This is a genomic window from Cobetia sp. PS-4MA, from assembly GCF_057670765.1.
The window spans coordinates 605,390-622,639 of record NZ_CM173107.1 but is presented as its reverse complement, the minus strand read 5'-3'; the positions used below and the strand labels follow the sequence as shown (position 1 = coordinate 622,639).

12 protein-coding genes are annotated in these 17,250 nt (G+C 64.5%); 8 read left to right on the top strand and 4 right to left on the bottom strand.

Going from position 1 to position 17,250, the window contains the following annotated elements:
* Positions 1-153: 153 nt before the first annotated feature.
* From katE to AC26AR_RS02665, 3 genes are all read right to left on the bottom strand, one after another.
* On the bottom strand, positions 154-2,397 hold the full coding sequence (gene katE, locus AC26AR_RS02675; protein WP_084209299.1) for a catalase HPII: 2,244 nt from the start codon (positions 2,395-2,397) through the stop codon (positions 154-156).
* A 259-nt stretch (positions 2,398-2,656) separates the two neighbouring features.
* Positions 2,657-2,902 carry a GlsB/YeaQ/YmgE family stress response membrane protein gene (locus AC26AR_RS02670; RefSeq protein WP_084209300.1) on the bottom strand — a complete coding sequence of 82 codons (246 nt, stop codon included), beginning with the start codon at positions 2,900-2,902 and terminating at the stop codon, positions 2,657-2,659.
* 99 nt (positions 2,903-3,001) lie between these two features.
* The gene (locus AC26AR_RS02665; RefSeq protein WP_488107509.1) at positions 3,002-3,628 is read right to left on the bottom strand and encodes a DUF924 family protein; all 627 of its coding nucleotides are present in this window, start codon (positions 3,626-3,628) and stop codon (positions 3,002-3,004) included.
* A 321-nt stretch (positions 3,629-3,949) separates the two neighbouring features.
* Between AC26AR_RS02665 and AC26AR_RS02660 the strand changes: the two genes are divergently transcribed.
* The 7 genes from AC26AR_RS02660 to AC26AR_RS02630 all read left to right on the top strand — a co-directional run bounded on the left by AC26AR_RS02660 (position 3,950) and on the right by AC26AR_RS02630 (position 14,842).
* Positions 3,950-5,659 carry an alkaline phosphatase D family protein gene (locus AC26AR_RS02660; RefSeq protein WP_488107508.1) on the top strand — a complete coding sequence of 570 codons (1,710 nt, stop codon included), beginning with the start codon at positions 3,950-3,952 and terminating at the stop codon, positions 5,657-5,659.
* A 393-nt stretch (positions 5,660-6,052) separates the two neighbouring features.
* Positions 6,053-7,648, top strand: coding sequence for a solute:sodium symporter family transporter (locus AC26AR_RS02655; protein ID WP_077379247.1), 1,596 nt, complete (start codon positions 6,053-6,055; stop codon positions 7,646-7,648).
* A gap of 424 nt (positions 7,649-8,072) precedes the next feature.
* Positions 8,073-9,665 (top strand): solute:sodium symporter family transporter, encoded by a 1,593-nt coding sequence (locus AC26AR_RS02650; protein WP_136938999.1) that lies wholly within the window; start codon positions 8,073-8,075, stop codon positions 9,663-9,665.
* 157 nt (positions 9,666-9,822) lie between these two features.
* Positions 9,823-10,659 carry a DUF2927 domain-containing protein gene (locus AC26AR_RS02645; protein WP_488107507.1) on the top strand — a complete coding sequence of 279 codons (837 nt, stop codon included), beginning with the start codon at positions 9,823-9,825 and terminating at the stop codon, positions 10,657-10,659.
* 166 nt (positions 10,660-10,825) lie between these two features.
* Positions 10,826-12,031: an MFS transporter gene (locus tag AC26AR_RS02640; RefSeq protein ID WP_084209808.1), complete on the top strand. Its 1,206-nt coding sequence runs from the start codon at positions 10,826-10,828 to the stop codon at positions 12,029-12,031.
* A 121-nt stretch (positions 12,032-12,152) separates the two neighbouring features.
* On the top strand, positions 12,153-13,640 hold the full coding sequence (locus AC26AR_RS02635) for a YcjX family GTP-binding protein (RefSeq protein ID WP_240704268.1): 1,488 nt from the start codon (positions 12,153-12,155) through the stop codon (positions 13,638-13,640).
* Complete coding sequence (locus tag AC26AR_RS02630) at positions 13,637-14,842, top strand: TIGR01620 family protein (RefSeq protein WP_488107506.1); 1,206 nt, start codon at positions 13,637-13,639, stop codon at positions 14,840-14,842. The genes AC26AR_RS02635 and AC26AR_RS02630 overlap by 4 nt, the downstream gene beginning before the upstream one ends.
* Positions 14,843-14,942: 100 nt before the next feature.
* Here AC26AR_RS02630 and AC26AR_RS02625 read toward each other — a convergent pair whose 3' ends face one another.
* Positions 14,943-16,064: an oxidoreductase gene (locus tag AC26AR_RS02625; RefSeq protein ID WP_240499595.1), complete on the bottom strand. Its 1,122-nt coding sequence runs from the start codon at positions 16,062-16,064 to the stop codon at positions 14,943-14,945.
* Between the two features lie 406 nt (positions 16,065-16,470).
* Between AC26AR_RS02625 and AC26AR_RS02620 the strand changes: the two genes are divergently transcribed.
* Positions 16,471-17,136, top strand: coding sequence for an NAD(P)H-binding protein (locus AC26AR_RS02620; protein WP_077379241.1), 666 nt, complete (start codon positions 16,471-16,473; stop codon positions 17,134-17,136).
* The last annotated feature ends 114 nt before the right edge of the window (positions 17,137-17,250 follow it).

Below are 17,250 nucleotides of genomic sequence, written 5' to 3'. Positions count from 1 at the left end.
ACCCAACGGCATCACCAACCCTGTTTACACCTTTCACCGCCACCCCATCTTCACGCCCACAAATGACCGCATCATGACCATGAAAAAGCCCCCTGACCTTCAAAGGTCAGGGGGCTTGGTGGCTCACATCATGCCTTTTGGGACGTCAGCGCCTCATGCTGGCATCTGATTGGCACGCGCATCACGCGACCACACACGGTGAGCCAACAGGGCATCACGCAGTGGCAGGCTGGCGGCGAGCACATCATCCACCAGGATGACGCCCTCCTCGACCGGCACGCGCGCGGCGGCCAGCAATTCCTTGCCTTCACTGATCGCCACGATGGGCTTGAGGTGCTTGTAAGCCTCCTGCACGTAGTAGAGACCGAGCCCTGATGCGGCCAGCGCCTTGACGCTGCCCTCGCCACCGGCCACGACCACGCCATCCACCGCCACGGACGGCAGACCATTGAGCATCGCGTCCGGCGCCAGCATGCTGCCATCGCTGGCCTTGATCGGTGCCATGCTCGGCGCGATCAGCAGCCCTTCGGCGCCTTCATCGCTGAGCTGCTTCTGGATGGAGCGCACATCTTCCATCGTCACGCCATCGGCCGCCAGAATCGCCACCTTGCGGGTCGCGATGCTGTCGGGCATGCGCGCCATCAGGCTCAGCGCCGGGTCGCTCTCGACCTGACTGGTGCCCAGCTCCCCTTTCGGCGCCGGCTGGGTGGTGGGCGCCTCGATACCGTGGTTCTCACCGACACGACGCGCCAGCTCCAGATCGATGTTGGGCAGGATCTCGGTGATCACCCGCTCACGGATCCACGGGCGTTCGACCTTGGAGAGCTCGAAGGTGTAGGCCGCGATGATGTGCTCCTTCTCCACCTCGGTCTGGCTGTTCCAGAACAGGGTGGCCTGGGAGTAGTGATCCCCGAAGGAGGCACTGCGCGCACGCACCTTGTGCGCCTCGATGCGCTCATGATGTGGCTCGTAGCCGCCATGTTCATCCGCAGGCGGCGTCTCGGAGGGCCAGCCACCATCGATGGAGTTCGGCTCGTAGGACGCCTGCCCGGTGTTGATGGTCTGACGATGCTGGGCATCGCGCTGGTTGTTGTGGAACGGACACACCGGCTGATTGATGGGGATCTCGTGGAAGTTGGGTCCACCAAGACGCAGCATCTGGGTATCCAGATAGGAGAACAGACGCCCCTGCAGCAGCGGGTCATTGGAGAAGTCGATACCCGGCACGATGTTGGCCGGATTGAAGGCCACCTGCTCGGTCTCGGCGAAGTAGTTGTCCGGATTGCGATCCAGCACCATCTTGCCGATCGGCACCACCGGCACCAGCGATTCGGGGATCAGCTTGGTCGGGTCGAGGATGTCGAAATCGAAGCTGTGTTCATCCTTCTCTTCCACCACCTGGATGCCCAGTTCCCACTCCAGCGGCGCACCGTTCTTGATGTCATCCCACATCATGCGGCGATTGAAGTCCGGGTCACGTCCCCACAGCTTCTGGGCTTCATCCCAGATCAGCGAGCAGGTACCCGCCACCGGCTTCCAGTGGAACTTGACGAAGCGCGACACGCCTTCACGGTCGATCAGACGGAAGGTATGCACGCCGAAGCCTTCCATGTTGCGGTAATGGCGCGGGAAGGCACGATCCGACATGGTCCACAGCACGGTGTGGGTGGTTTCCGGCATCAGCGACACGAAATCCCAGAAGGTGTCGTGAGCCGACTGCCCCTGGGGAATCTCGTTGTGCGGCTCCGGTTTCACCGCGTGCACGAAGTCCGGAAACTTCATGGCATCCTGGATGAAGAACACCGGGATGTCGTTGCCGACCAGATCCCAGTTGCCTTCATCGGTATAGAACTTGGTCGCGAAGCCGCGCACGTCACGGACGGTGTCATTGGAGCCGCGCGAGCCCTGTACGGTGGAAAAACGCACGAACACCGGTGTCTTCTTCGACGGATCACGGAACACGCCGGCCTTGGAGTACCTGGCGGCATTGTCGTACGCCTGAAAATACCCGTGCGCGGCCGCGCCACGCGCGTGGACGATACGCTCCGGAATACGCTCGTTGTCGAAGTGGTTCATCTTCTCGCGGAAGATGAAATCTTCCATCAGGGTCGGACCGCGTTCCCCCGCCTTCAGCGAGTTGTGGTTGTCCGCGATGCGCAATCCCTGGTTGGTACGCAGGTCATGCCCCTCGGCATCCGCGCGATAGGTCTCCAGCGCCTCGTCCTTGGCCTTGCCATCCCCGGCATTGGGCTGGGTGTCATGTGGCCCGTTGCGATTGGGATGGGTATAGGGGTTCTCCGCGTCTGCCGAGCGGTTCTGGCCCTCGTGGTACGGGCACTTGGCGCTGTCGGCATTTGACTGGGGGGAGGATGCTGAATCGTGCTCATTGCTCGCCATGCTCAAACGCTCCTGTTTTCGCTAGATCTGCAACGCGCCATCCGGGATGGCGTCGAAGTTGATTCGGCCTTGCGGTGTCCTGTCAGGCTGCCTTGTCACGGTCACGAGGACCGTCTGGCTGTCAGGGGCAACCGATGACAGGCGACTTCCATGCGGCGGATGTCTCGAATGAATCCCTTAGGACACCCACGTGGGACTTGATGCACCTGCGACCTGAACTGCTGTGGAACGCCTGACGATGTTCGCCGGCGCCGCATCGTCAGGCCTTGGACTTGACCTTCGAGACGATCCACAGCAATACCACCGCCCCCACGATCGAGACGACCAGCGAGCCGATGATGCCGGTGGAGGCCAGCCCCAGCAGCTTGAAGATGACGCTGCCCAGCAGGCCACCGACCACACCGACGACGATGTTGCCGAGAATGCCGAAGCTGCCGCCACGCATGATGTTGCCTGCGATCCAGCCAGCCAGACCACCGATGATCAATCCAAGAATGATACCCATCTGCTGTCTCCTTTCTTGCGGATGAAGTGGCGCTGTGCGCCCGATGAACATGTCTTGGAGACGATCTCGCGAAATTAAAAGGGTCAGATTTCCCGATTGTCAGAACGAGGAGCCGGGCTGGCGAAGAAATGCCTCCTCCTGTGGCGTGGAAACACGGCCGAGAATCGCGTTGCGGTGCGGGTAACGGCCGAATCTACGCACGATGTCCGCATGCCGTCGCTCGAAGCGCAGCGTGTCCTCGAGCCCTTGGCGTGCAAACAGCGCTTCAGCGTGTTCATGGACACGCAACGACTCGCTGTGCATCCACGGCATGATGACGAAGGGTTGCCAGGCCAGCGGGAGGCGTTCGAGATCCCCCAGCGCCACGGCCTGCTGGGAGAGCGCGAGTGCCAGGCTGTCGCCACTGAAGGCGCGCGGGGTATCGCGATGGATATTGCGCGCGAACTGGTCCAGCACCAGGATTTCCGCCAGCCGACCACCGGGAGTGGTGCGCCACTCCCACAGTTCACAGACCAGTGCCTGCTCGAGCAGCTCCGCGAATCGTTCGCGCAGCTGAGCATCGAGGGCCTCGCTCTTGCGAAACCAGTCCTTGGGCGTCAGTCGAGTGAACCAATGTTCGAGCACCGGCCGTGCCTGGGGATGGCTATCCGCGATCAGCCTGTCGGCATCCGATGGCGCGGGGGTGGACGATGAAGGTGTCGGGTTGGAGGGGCGTGAGGGACTCATGAAAGGTGTCCTGATCCGGGAGTGGCATGAAGTGACAGCAAGTCGCAAAGGGAAGAGGTAAACAGAGAAAGAGAGCGAGAAAGAGAGAGCGGCCACAAGGCAAAGAGAATCCGCAACACAGCAACACAGCAACACCGCAAGGGGGCTCTGACGGCCGGACGTCGCGCTGCCGGTTCACGGGACTGCATGGCGATCATGGTTCTGACACCTGATCGTCATCTTGAGCATGGAAAGTAGCCTCTCCCGTGAGCCCTGTCAGCCACCGCGGCACCTTTGCCGCCGCTGCCATCCTGATGCCAGACCGTAACAAGGAAGCCCTTCATGTCCCGCCGTCTGTCTGATCTGCTACCTTCCCGCTCCTCGCGCACGACACCTGCCTCGCCCACCTCGCAGGACGACGCGAACGCGAACCCCGGTGACTCGCATGCCGCACGCGCCGGCGCACCTTCGCGAATGGACCGCCGACGCCTGCTGAGCCGTGGCCTTCAGGGTGCCGGCGTGGGCCTGCTGGCAAGCTCAGGCCTGCTGGGCGCCCCGGCCATCGTGATGGCGGAAGGACGTCGTCCACGCCTGCCGTCAGGGGTGATGAGCGGCGACGTGACCGCCAGCCGCGCCATGCTGTGGAGTCAGACCGACAAGCCGGCCCGCATGCTGATCGAGCTGGCCGACAACATCGAGATGCGTGGCGCCTTCCAGATGCGCGGTCCCGTGGCCTTGCCGGCCGACGGCCTGACCAGCAAGCTGGATCTGACCCGCATCAACACCCGCGCCAATGCCAGCGGTGAAGTCTTCTACCGGGTACGCTATGCGGCACTGGATGACCACCGCGCCATCAGTGAGGCGACCAGCGGGCGTCTGGTATTGCCGCCCGGCGTTCAGACACCACGTGCGCTGCGTTTTGTGTGGTCCGGTGACACCGTCGGCCAGGGCTGGGGGATCAACCCGGATTTCGGTGGCCTGCGCCTCTACGAGACGATGCGTCAGGTCAAGCCGGACTTCTTCCTGCATTCCGGCGACACCATCTACGCCGATGGCCCGCTCGAGGAGAGCGTCACTCAGCACGATGGCAGCCTGTGGCGCAATATCGTCACGCCGGCCAAGTCCAAGGTCGCCGAGACCCTGGACGAGTATCGTGGTCAGTACGCCTACAACCTGATGGATGACAACCTGCGTCGCTTCAATGCCGAGGTGCCGATGTTCGCCCAGTGGGATGACCACGAGACCACCAACAACTGGTATCCGGGCGAGATTCTCGAGGACGATCGCTACACCGAGAAGAATCTCGACGTGCTGTCCGCCAATGCGCGTCGTGCCTTCCTCGAGAACATGCCGCTGCGGACCGGTCCAGCCGCGCCGGAACGCATCCACCGCAACTTCAGCTTCGGCCCGGGGCTCGAGATGTTCATGCTCGACATGCGCAGCTTCCGCGGCCCCAATTCCGCCAATCGCCAGTCCGGGCGTGGCCCCGAGACCGACTTCCTGGGGCGCGATCAGCTGGCATGGCTCAAGCAGTCGCTCAAGGCCAGCACCGCCACCTGGAAGATCATCGCCTCCGACATGCCCATCGGCCTGCTGGTGCGTGACGGCGACAATTTCGAGAACGGTGCCAATGGCGATGGTGAGGCGCTGGGACGCGAACAGGAAGTCGCGGAGCTGCTGAAGTTCGTGCGCGATCACGACATCCAGAACCTGGTGTGGCTGACGGCGGATGTCCATTACACCGCCGCGCACCACTACTCGCCCGAGCGCGCCGTCTTCAAGGAGTTCACGCCGTTCTGGGAATTCGTCAGCGGGCCGATCCATGCCGGTACCTACGGCCCTGGCGAGCTGGACAATACCTTCGGGCCAAGACTGGAATTCGTGAAGGCACCGCCGGAAGGCCGTGCCAACATGTCGCCCAGCGAAGGGTTCCAGTTCTTCGGTCAGGTGGATCTCGATCCCGAAAGCGAAGCACTGACCGTCACGCTCAAGGATATCCACGGCGCCTCGCTCTATCAGAAGGTGCTGATGCCTGAGTCGCGAATGGGCTGATCTTGCCGCGACACACGCGGTTCACGCCCTACCCCGAATGCCCCGTGCACGACAGGATCCCGAGGGCGGATTCTCGAGTGCACGGGGCATTCGCCTGTCTGGGCCGCCTGTCGGGTGCCGCCTTCCCCAGAGCCACTCGAGAAGATCGCTGCGCCGGAAGAGGACATCCGGCCACGCTGCTATGTCTGCACGCTTCAGACAATTGGGGAAAAATGTCAGACAAATTGTCAATGGAGAGGTGAGCGCATTTCTCTGACACTGATCGGCACGCTGGTTGTCGATCACTGACCGCCTGCCTCGAGGTACCGCGCGCCAACGGTGAGGCAGGCCAATCGGGTGATGGCAACTGAGCAGGCAGGCCTCCGAGCCCTGTTGTTCAACAAGGATAACGCCATGAATGCCCTCACCCTGAGCTCCTTCGTGTTCTTCACGGGGCTGGTCGCCGTGATCACCTGGTGGCTGACCCGTCGTGACGACCATCGCCATTCCACCGGCTACTTTCTTGCCGGCCGCAGTCTGACCTTCCCGATCATCGCAGGCTCCCTGCTGATGACCAATCTCTCCACCGAGCAGATGGTGGGCCTGAACGGGGCCGCCTTCACCGATGGCCTCTCCGTGATGGCCTGGGAGGTGGTGGCCGTGGTCTCGCTGGTCGCGATGGCCATGTTCTTTCTGCCACGCTTCCTCAAGAGCGGCATCACTACCCTGCCGGAGCTGCTGGCACTGCGTTTCGATCGCACCACCCAGCTGCTGGCCAACCTGATTTTCATGCTGGCCTACGCCATCATCCTGCTGCCCAGCATTCTCTATTCCGGCGCCCTCGGCCTGATGGGCGTGCTGGATTTGCATGCCCTGACCGGCATCGATTCCCAGATGGTGCTGTTGACCGGCACCGTGATCGCCGTCGGCATCGCAGGGGCCATCTATGCCCTCTTCGGCGGTCTGCGCTCCATCGCCATCTCCGACACCCTGAACGGTATCGGGCTGCTGATCGGCGGCATGATCATCGTCTACTACGGGCTGGATCGGATCAGTGATGGCAACGGCATTCTCGCCGGGTGGGAAACACTCAAGGAGACCCACCCGGAGAAGCTCAATTCGCTGGGCGGTGATGACCAGTCAGTACCGGTCTCGACCCTGTTCACCGGGGTGCTGCTGCTCAACATGTTCTACTGGTGTACCAACCAGCAGATCATCCAGCGTACCTTCGCCGCCAAGACATTGGCCGAAGGCCAGAAGGGGGTGCTGCTGACCGGCGCGCTCAAGCTGCTGGGCCCGCTGTACCTGGTACTGCCGGGCATCATCGCCTTCCAGCTCTACGCCGGTGATGGCATCAAGGCTGACGCCGCCTACGGTCGCCTGGTCTTCGATGTATTGCCTGCCCCGCTGACCGGCTTCTTCGCCGCGGCGATGGTCGGCGCGATCCTGTCGTCCTTCAACTCGGCGCTCAACTCCACCGCCACGCTGTTCAGTCTCGATGTCTACAAGGCACGCCTCAAGCCGGATGCCAGCGATGAAGAGGTGGTCAAGGCGTCCAAATGGGCGGGCTGGATCATGGCAGCCGCCGCGATGACCATCGCGCCGCTGCTGGCGACTCAGGAAAGCCTGTTCGTCTATATCCAGAAGGTGAACTCCATCTATTACATCCCGCTGCTGGCGGTGATCGTGGTCGGACTTCTCTCCAGGCGCGTGCCGGCCATCGCCGCCAATCTGGCGCTGGTGCTGGGCTGTGCGGTCATCGGCCTGTTCTACTTCGTGCCGGTGCTTTCCGAGCTGGTCGACAAGGTGCACAACTTCCACTTCATCGCCATCGTGCTGGTGCTGTTGATCGCCCTGATGCTGGTGATCGGCAAGCTGGCACCGCGTGCCGAGCCCTGGATCCAGCAGGATGTCGGTGCCATCGACATGACGCCCTGGGCTGGCACGCGCATCGCCAGCATCATTCTTCTCATACTGGTGATGATCATCTATCTGGCCTTCGCCGGCTGAGCACTGCATGACCTGACGGTGTCCCCCTGGCCGCCTGCGCCCCGTTCTCCTCGCCGAGACGGGGCGCTTGCGTTGCGCGGCGCGGCGGGTCTCGCGTCACGGGTCTTACAAGGCGGGGCTCACAAGGCGGCCTTACAAGGCGGGCCTGACACACGTTTCCCCTGCCCGCCATCACGCCGACAGGGGCGAGCCAAGCCCCGAAACCAACGTATGTTCTACAAATGGCGGATAGCAGGAACTCGGGAGATACCTACACTGTCGCCAGACTTGCCGCGAATGTTACCGGTGAGTCTCGTCACGGACGATGACACAGCTCGCTGTGTGCATTGCATCGATACTGCTGGACTGATCGCCGAATCGCCGCGCGGACCGAGTGCCCGTGAGCCAGACGTCGCGCCAGCCAGCATCAAGGAACCCTCCTCCCATGCACGCCCTTACCCTTGTTTCTTTCGTGTTCTTTACCGGCCTGGTCGCCGCCTTGACCTGGTGGTGGACACATCGCGATGACACCTCGCATTCCACCGGCTATTTCCTCGCCGGACGTAGTCTGACTTTCCCGCTGATCGCGGGCTCACTGCTGATGACCAACCTGTCCACCGAACAGATGGTCGGTCTGAATGGCGCCGCCTTCACCGATGGTCTGTCGGTGATGGCCTGGGAGGTCATGGCGGTGCTGGCGATGGTGGTGATGGCGTTGTTCTTCCTGCCACGCTTCCTCAAGAGCGGCATCACCACCCTGCCAGAACTGCTGGCGCTGCGTTACGGGCGCAGCACCGAACTGATCACCAACCTCATCTTCCTGTTCGCCTACGCGGTGATCCTGCTGCCGATCATCCTCTACTCCGGTGCCATCGGCCTGCAGGGCATGCTGGATCTGCCCTCTCTTACCGGCATCAGCTCACCCAATGCACTGCTGTGGATGACCATCTGGGTGGTCGGCATCATCGGCGCCATCTATGCGCTGTTCGGTGGCATGCGCTCCATCGCCATCTCCGACACCCTGAACGGCGTGGGACTGTTGATCGGCGGCATGCTGATCGTCTGGTTCGGTCTCGATGCCGTGAGCGACGGCCAGGGCGTGATGGCTGGCTGGGACACGCTGACCGCCGCCAATCCCGAGAAATTCAATTCCATGGGCAGTGAAGACCAGTCGGTGCCCTTCTCGACACTGTTCACCGGCGTGATGATCATCAACTTCTTCTACTGGTGTACCAACCAGCAGATCATCCAGCGCACCTTCGCCGCCAAGACCCTCGCAGAGGGCCAGAAAGGCGTGCTGCTGACCGGCGCGCTCAAGCTGCTGGGCCCGCTGTATCTGGTGATTCCCGGCATCATCGCCTATCACCTCTACGCCTCTTCCGGCGTCAAGGCCGACAGCGCCTACGGCCAGCTGGTGTTCGACGTGCTGCCCGCACCGCTGACCGGCTTCTTCGCCGCCGCGATGGTCGGGGCGATCCTGTCATCCTTCAACTCGGCGCTGAACGCCACCACCACGCTGTTCTCCACCGGCATCTACAAGGCGCACCTGCGCCGTGATGCCAGCGACGAGGAAGTGGTCAAGGTCTCCAAGGGCTTCGGCTGGGTGCTGGCGATCGCTTCCATGACTCTCGCGCCGCTGCTGGCCGGTCAGGAAAGCTTGTTCGGTTACCTGCAGAAGATGAATGCCATCTACTTCATCCCGATCTTCGCCGTGGTACTGATGGGCCTGCTGACGCGTCGCGTGCCGACCATCGCCGCCAACCTGGCGCTGTTGATCGGCTGCAGCGTGATCGGCGTGGTCTACTTCGTGCCGGCCTTCTCCGGCGTGCTGGACGTGATCCACGAGTTCCACTTCGTCGGCCTGGTGTTCGTGCTGCTGATCGCGATGATGCTGATCATCGGCAAGCTGGCACCGCGTGACGAGCCGTGGATCCAGCAGGATGTCGGCGCCATCGACATGACCCCCTGGAAAGGTGCCAAGGTCTGTGCGCTGCTGCTGGTCGTGCTGGTGATCGCCATCTATCTGGCCTTCATCTGACTCGCGCCGTTTGCTGACTCGCCCCGCGAGCAGCACATCCGCCATGACACGAATGCCCCGCCCTGTCTCCCCGGACAGCCGGGGCATTCGTGCATTTGTGCATTTGCTGCACCGCTTTCAGGCATGCTGGACGAGTCGCTCATCACCGAGGTCTCCCATGTCCCGCTGTCGCCTGCGTAGCCGTCTTCCGCGCCTCAAGGTGCTGTCACTGTCGATCTCCCTGCTCGCCTCACTGATGTCGGTGCCTGTCAGCCACGCCGCCGAGCGCTGGCAGCGCGCCGATGTGCTGACGGACAGCTTTCTGGAGGTGGCGCTCAAGCGTGAATACCAGCCCGGCAGCAGCGCCTCGCTCACCCGCTGGCAGGTGCCGATCACGGTCTGGCTCGATTCGCAGTTGGGTGACGCCCGCCTGCAACGCCAATTGAGCCAGGTCCAGTTTCGTCATCTCTCCGCCATCACCGGCCAGCCGCTGAGTTTCGTGTCCTCCGCCAGAGAGGCCAACCTGCGCATCGCCTTCATCGCCCGGGACCACATGACTCACGAGGCCGCCGCCTACGTCGGCAAGCAGCAGGCCAGCACACCGGGCATGCGCAAGGCACTGCGGGAAGGCGTGTGCCTGACACTGTTCAAGACTGGGGCCAATCAGGCCATCGCCAGTGGGCTGATCCTGATTCCGGTCGACTACGCCCGCCAGAAGGGACGTCTGGTGGATTGCATCATCGAGGAAACTGCCCAGCTGATGGGATTGCCCAATGATTCGGACGCGGTGTTCCCCTCCATCTTCAGCGACGTCACGGTGGATCATTGGCTGAGTCCGCTGGATTACGTGCTGCTCAAGATGCTCTATGCCCCTGAGCTCTCCCCCGGCATGTCAGCCGATGAGGTCCGCGCCGCGCTGCCTGCGGTCATCCAGCGACTTGCCGAGCAGGGCGAGCTGTCACACGCTGTCCGTCGGGTGCGCAAGGGTAGCCTGCGGGAATGGGCGGGAGAGTAGGCATGCAAGTCATCACGCGCTCCGCCCCGGACTCCTCGATGCCTGACGGAGGATTGGAACGCCTGAGCGGAGCACAGGCATAATCAGGACAGGCGCACCAGGCGCCGCAATCCGTCGGAGCTGCGTCATCATGTCATCCTCATCCTCCACTGCCGGTCGGGCCCGCCTGCCGCTGGCCGTCACGCTGTTGTCGCTGTGCCAGGCCTTGCTGGTCAGCGGCAACATCCTGTTGATCGCGGTCTCGCCGCTGATCGGTGCCCAGCTTGCCTCGAGCAGCTGGTCGACCGCGCCGGTCGCGACCCAATGGCTGGGCCTGATGTGCGCCACCATCCCTGCCTCGCTGATCACCGCACGCCTCGGACGACGCCGCGGCTTCGTGCTCGGCAATCTGTGCGGGCTGGCAGGCGCGGGGCTGGCCGTGCTGGCGCTGCACCTGCAGCATTTCGGGCTGTTCCTGTTCTCCACCTGGCTGGTGGGCATCGGGATCGGCTTCGGCCAGCTGTATCGCTTCGCCGCCATGGAAGCCGCGCCCCCGGAGCAGCGGGAGCGCGCCATCGGGCTGGTGATGGGTGGCGGCGTGCTGGCAGCCTTCTTCGGCCCCTGGCTTGCCCGCACCAGTCATGCACTGGCCGACACGCCCTTCCTGGGCAGCTTTCTCGGGCTGGGAGCGCTGTATCTGGTGGCGTTGCTACTGTTGGCCTTCATTCGGCTGCCCAGCGAAGGCAGCGCCCAGTCGGACGGCGATGATGAACCCGAACCCGCGCGCCCGTTGGGCGTGATCCTGCGCCAACCGACCTTCCTGCTGGCCGTGCTCAGCGCGATGGTCGGCTATGGGGTGATGAACCTGGCGATGACGGCCACGCCACTGGCGATGGCGCATGCCGGACACGGATTCGATCACGTCGCCACCACCATCCAATGGCACGTGGTGGCGATGTTCCTGCCCTCCTTCTTCACCGGACGCCTGACCGCACGTTTCGGCACCGGCACCATGATCATCACCGGCTGCGCCTTCCTGCTGGCGAGCCTTGGCACCGCGCAGCTGCTGGCCGCCGGCTATCTGACCGGCACCCAGGGCTTCTTCCTCGGCCTCATCCTGCTCGGCATCGGCTGGAACTTCACCTTCCTGCCCGCCACCACGCTGCTGACCCGCTGCCATCGCCCCAACGAGAAGGCCCGCACCCAGGCCGCCAACGAGTTCCTCGTCTTCACCACAGGCGCGGTGACGGCACTGCTGGCCGGGCCACTGGTCAGCACGCTGGGCTGGGCGTTGCTCAACCTGCTGCTGATCCCCGCCTGCCTGCTGCCCGTGGCACTGCTGGCATGGCGACAGCTTGCCTTGCGTACCGATCGCCCGCAGATACAGCACTGACGGCGAGCATCACGGCGCACGACGTCGGCCATTGGCCATTGCCGGATTCGCGTTCACCATCACCTGCCGATCTGCCGTCACGTCGTGTCGCCGCCTCGCCCCCACCGACAGGGAATGCCTGATGTTCAACACCATGACCCGCAACGCTCGCCAGCTTGCCCGCGAGGTGGGCCGCGAAGCCCATGACCTGCTGGAGCGCGGCCTCGATCGGCAGCTGCGGCTCGCCGTCACCGGTCTGTCCGGTGCCGGCAAGACGGCCTTTCTCGTCTCGCTGATCGAGCAGCTGCGCCACGCAGGACTCGGCGCGCGTCTGGAGCTGTTGCCTGCCGCCCGCGATGGCCGTCTGCTCGGGGCAGAGCGTGTCAGTCAGCCGGATCTTTCCATCCCGCGCTTTCCGCTGGAAGCCGGCTTGCGCTCGCTTTCCGGCCAGCATTCGCCCCATGGCCCCGAATGGCCGACGCCGACCCGCAGCATCAGCGAGCTGCGTCTCAAGATCGGCTTTCGCCCCACCTCACGCGCCGCGCGCATGCTCGACAGCCAGCGCGCCACCCTGACACTGGACCTGATCGATTATCCCGGCGAATGGCTGCTGGACCTGCCGATGCTGGAGCAGGACTTCACCGCCTGGAGCAGCGAATGCGAGACGCAGCTGGCCGATGGGCGCGGCGACTGGGCGCATGACTGGATGGGCGCCATCGCGGGCCTGACGCCGGACAGCGAAGTGGATGAAGACCGCCTCGCCGAGATCGCGAGCCTGTATACCGACTATCTGCACGCCGCACGCCGCAAGGGGGGCTTCGTCGACCTGACACCGGGCCGCTTCCTGCTGCCCGGCGAGCTGGATGAAGCGCCGGTGCTGCAGTTCTTCCCGCTGCCGGGGCTCGGCGACTGGACAGCCGACGCCTTGGCCGCCTTGCCGGAAACCAGCCTATACCGCACCCTGGCGCGGCGCTTCGATCACTACCGCCGCCGCGTGGTACGTCCCTTCTATCACGACCACTTCCGGCGCTTTGACCGCCAGATCGTGCTGATCGACGTGCTGGGCGCGCTGAACGCCGGCCCGGCTCCGTTCCGCGATCTGAGCCGCGCGCTGGACAAGCTGTTCGACAGCTTCGCCTATGGCCGCCGTCACCTGCTGGCGCGCCTGATGGACCGCCGCATCGACCGCCTGGCCATCGCCGCCACCAAGGCCGACCACGTCACCCCCGAGCAGCATGGCGCGATGCGCGACCTGCTCGAGCAGCTACTGGCGGGCCCGCTCAAACGCCTGCGCTATCGCGACGTGCCGCTCAAGGCCTTCACCATCGCCGCCATCCGCGCCAGCGAGGCGCGCGAGGTGGTCGAGAACGGTCAGCGTCATCCGGCGCTGGCGGGACACCTGCTCGGCGAGCACGAAGGGTCGAGCGACTCAGGCACGCAGGGTGCTGGCCGCGAGTCCGTGCTGCTGTTCCCGGGCGAGGTGCCCTCACGGTTGCCCGACCCGAATTTCTGGGCCGAAAGCCGCTTCGACTTCCCCCACTTCGCGCCGCCGCAGGTCGACGGCAAGGCACCACCTCACATTCGCATGGACGCCGTGCTCGACTGGCTGCTGGGAGACCACCTGAAATGACTACCGAATCCCGCCACCCGCGCCCGGGCAAACGCTTCACGAGTCCCGATCCTGCCGGCTCGGCGCAGGCCGATGCCACCTCGACGGCTTACGCCGAGCGCCCCACCGAGAGCGCGGCAGAGGCTCTGCGCGGCGCGCGCCACTTCTCGCCGGAGATGGAAAGCCAGCCACTGGCCGCGGCCGAACCAGCACCCGCCACACCGGGACTCGATGCAACGCTGAGCGCCAGGCCACGCCATCGTGGCCTCAAATGGCTGCTGCTCGGCACCCTGACACTCGGTGGTGTCGAGGCCGGCCATGCGCTGTATCAGGCGGCCATGGGCGGTGACCTGATCGCCGGGGCCTGGGGCCTGCTGGGGCTTGGTGCCATCGGGCTCGGCGCCCGCGCGCTGGGCAAGGAGCTCTTCCGACTGCGTCATCTGCGCAAGCACGTCGCGCTGCGTGCCGAGCTGGAAGAACATCAGCAGGATGATTTTGGCCAGGAGAGCTTTGGTCAAGGAGGCTTTGGCCAGAAAAGCTTTGGCCAGCGCGGTGATGCGCCGTCCACGCCTGACGAGGGCTCGAACAAGGCAGGCGGCAAGGCCGACAGCCAGCAGGAAGACCTGCTTGAGCAGCTGCGCCGTCAGATGAAGCTGGGCGAGGATGATGCCGGCGTGCGCGCCTGGCGCGCTGCCTGCGAAGCGCATCACTCCCCGTCGGAGCGCCGCGAGCTGTTCGCCTTCCATGTGCTGGGGCCGCGGGACCGTGAGGCGCGGCGTCTGATCTCGCGCATGAGCGGCGAGACGGCGGTGATGGTGGCGGTCTCGCCATTGACCTGGGTCGACATGAGCCTGGTGGCCTGGCGCGGACTGCGCATGATGGAGCGCCTGTCGCGCCTCTACGGACTGGAGCTGGGCTACGCCAGCCGTCTGCGCCTGTTTAAGGAGGTGCTGGCGTCGATGGCCTTCGCCGGCGCCAGTGAACTGGCCGCCGAGGCCAGCATGGATCTGCTGTCGATGAATCTGGCCGGCCGCCTCTCCACCAAGGCCGGACAGGGGCTGGGCAGTGGCCTGATGAACGCACGCCTGGGCCTGCGTGCCATGCGCCTGCTGCGCCCCATCCCCTTCCATACCGAGGAGGTACCGCGCATCGGCGAGCTGCGCGCGGAGCTGTTCTCGCGCATGCGCAAGGCCGACAAGGGCGAGGACGACGCCAACGCCTGAGCGCATCGCGGCCTGATCCTTGTCACTCTCTTGAAAGCAGAACGCGCGCCCCGAGTCATCGGGGCGCGCGTTTTCGTGAGTCATCTCACCGCCAACAGCCTCAGCCTTCGCTGGCGATCCCCGCTTCCAGCCATTTCATCACGCGCAGTGCCTCGTCGGCGGGCGTCGGGTTGGCACTGCCGGAACGGATGCAGTCGCGCAGCCGCGCATACCAGGCCGGGTAGTCGCCATCGCGGCCCTGGTGGATACCGGCGACCAGAACCTGCTCCCCATCGCCGGCCTCCCTTGCCGTCTCCAGCACCGTGAGCATGCCCGGGCGCGGGTCGCGCCCCCATTGCTGCGCGAGCCGCTCGGCCTCGTCACGGGCCGGGAAGCTGCCGGCCTTGAGACATGCCTCCTGAGGATCGAGACCGAACGTCACGTAACTGCCGCGCGTGCCGTGGACGGCGAAACGTGCCGTCGGTGCGGCCGCCAAGGCACTGGCGTGCAGCTCGACCACCAGCGAGGGATAGATGGCATGTGAGGCATAGCTCAATACGGCATGGAAGAAATCATCGGTGACGGCTCCCTCGCGCTGGGTGCGACGTGTCAGCTGGATACTGGCAGGCTCGCCGAACAGACACAGCGCCTGATCCAGCAGGTGTGGCCCGAGGTCGTACCACAGGCCGCTGCCGGGCAGGGCCTGCTCACGCCAGCGGTCCGGCACGCTGGGGCGGAAGCGGTCGAAATGGGACTCCATGTGGGCGATGCGCCCCAGGGTACCGCCCTCGATCAGCTCGACCAGCGTCAGAAAATCGGCATCGAAGCGACGATTGTGGAACACCGCCAGCACCCGCTCTGCCTGCTCCGCCTCTCGGGCCAGCGCCTCACCCTCGGCCAGCGTGACGGTGAAGGGCTTGTCGACCACCACATGCTTGCCGGCCGCCAGCGCCGCACTCGCCAGGGGGTAGTGGGTCTCGTTGGGCGTGGCGATGATGACGAGATCGATGTCCTGACGCGCCAGCAGTGCCTCGGGAGTGGCTTCCACCTCGAGCTCGGGACGTTCGGCCTTGACCACCTCGGGACGCGAGGTCGAGAGCGCGACCAGCGCCAGGCCTTGCGTCGCCTCGATCAGTGGCGCATGGAAGGTACGTACCGCCATGCCATAACCGATCAGGCCGACGCGAATGGCGTTGCCTTGTGTCTGGGAGGGCGCGGCATCGGAATTCATCGTGGCGCTCATCGGACGTCCTTGTCTTTCATGCTGTCGTGGAGACCGAGAGCCGTGGGCTCTCGGGTGTTGTAGCGCCATCCTAGCAGGCTGCACGTCACGGCATAGCCCCGGCATGCGCCTTTAATACCGTAGTATTTATAAGCTAAGACTCATGTAGGTGTGTCGGCGCTCACATCAGTCATGCGCGGCTTGCGAGTGCCGGCCTCGCGTGCGTGTGATCGGCTCTGTCCACTCCCCCCATCACATCTCTCATGGCCTGACCTCCTGTCAGGCTCCCGACGGCAGGACCACTTGAAGTTCACTCCGGCCGACCGCAGGAAAGACGGTATCCCGCCGAGTCATCGCTTGAGGATCGCTCTCTCGAGATGATGGCTCGGCCTGCTGCATTCGTTCCCCCGAACAAGGAGTCGCCAACATGCGCAAGACGCTCATCATCGGTGCCAATGGCAAGATCGGTCGTCAACTCTGCGAGAAGGCCCAGGCCGCCGGCGAACCCATCGTCGCCATGATCCGCTCAACGGACCAGCAGGGCTGGTTCCATGAACGCGGCATTCCGACCGTCATGGGAGACCTGGAAGGCGAGATGCGCCAGGCGTTCTATGGCTGTGACCAGGCAGTGTTCGTCGCGGGGTCCGGCCCGCATACCGGCCCTGACAAGACATTGACCATCGACCTGCACGGTGCCATGCGCACTGCGGAACTGGCCGCGGAATTCGGCCTCTCGCGGGTGATCCAGGTCAGCTCGATCCGCTCCGAGACCCCGCTGGCAGGCCCGGCGGCCATGCGCCCCTACTTCGCGGCCAAGAAGGCGGCGGATCTCTGCCTGGCCGAGAGCGGACTGCGCCACGTCATCGTCAAACCGGGCCGCCTCACCGAGGAAGCCGGCAACGGCAAGCTGACCCAAGACGCGGAGAAGTCCGACGAGATGCAGGTCTCACGCGCCAACGTGGCGGAATTCCTGCTGGGCGTGATGCAGGCGCGCGAGATCGGAGGTCGCCATCGCAAGGCACCGGTCTTCACGCTGTTCGATGGTGATCAATCGGTCTCCAGCCTGCTGCAGGACGCTGCTGCCACGGTCTGAAGCCGCATCTGGCGCAAGCGACGCACCGCCACCGGCGGCGTCATCGCCACTCGTTCGGCCAGCTGCCGACGCCCGCACGCAGCCCGTGCGGGCGTCGGAGTCTCTGGCCGCTTT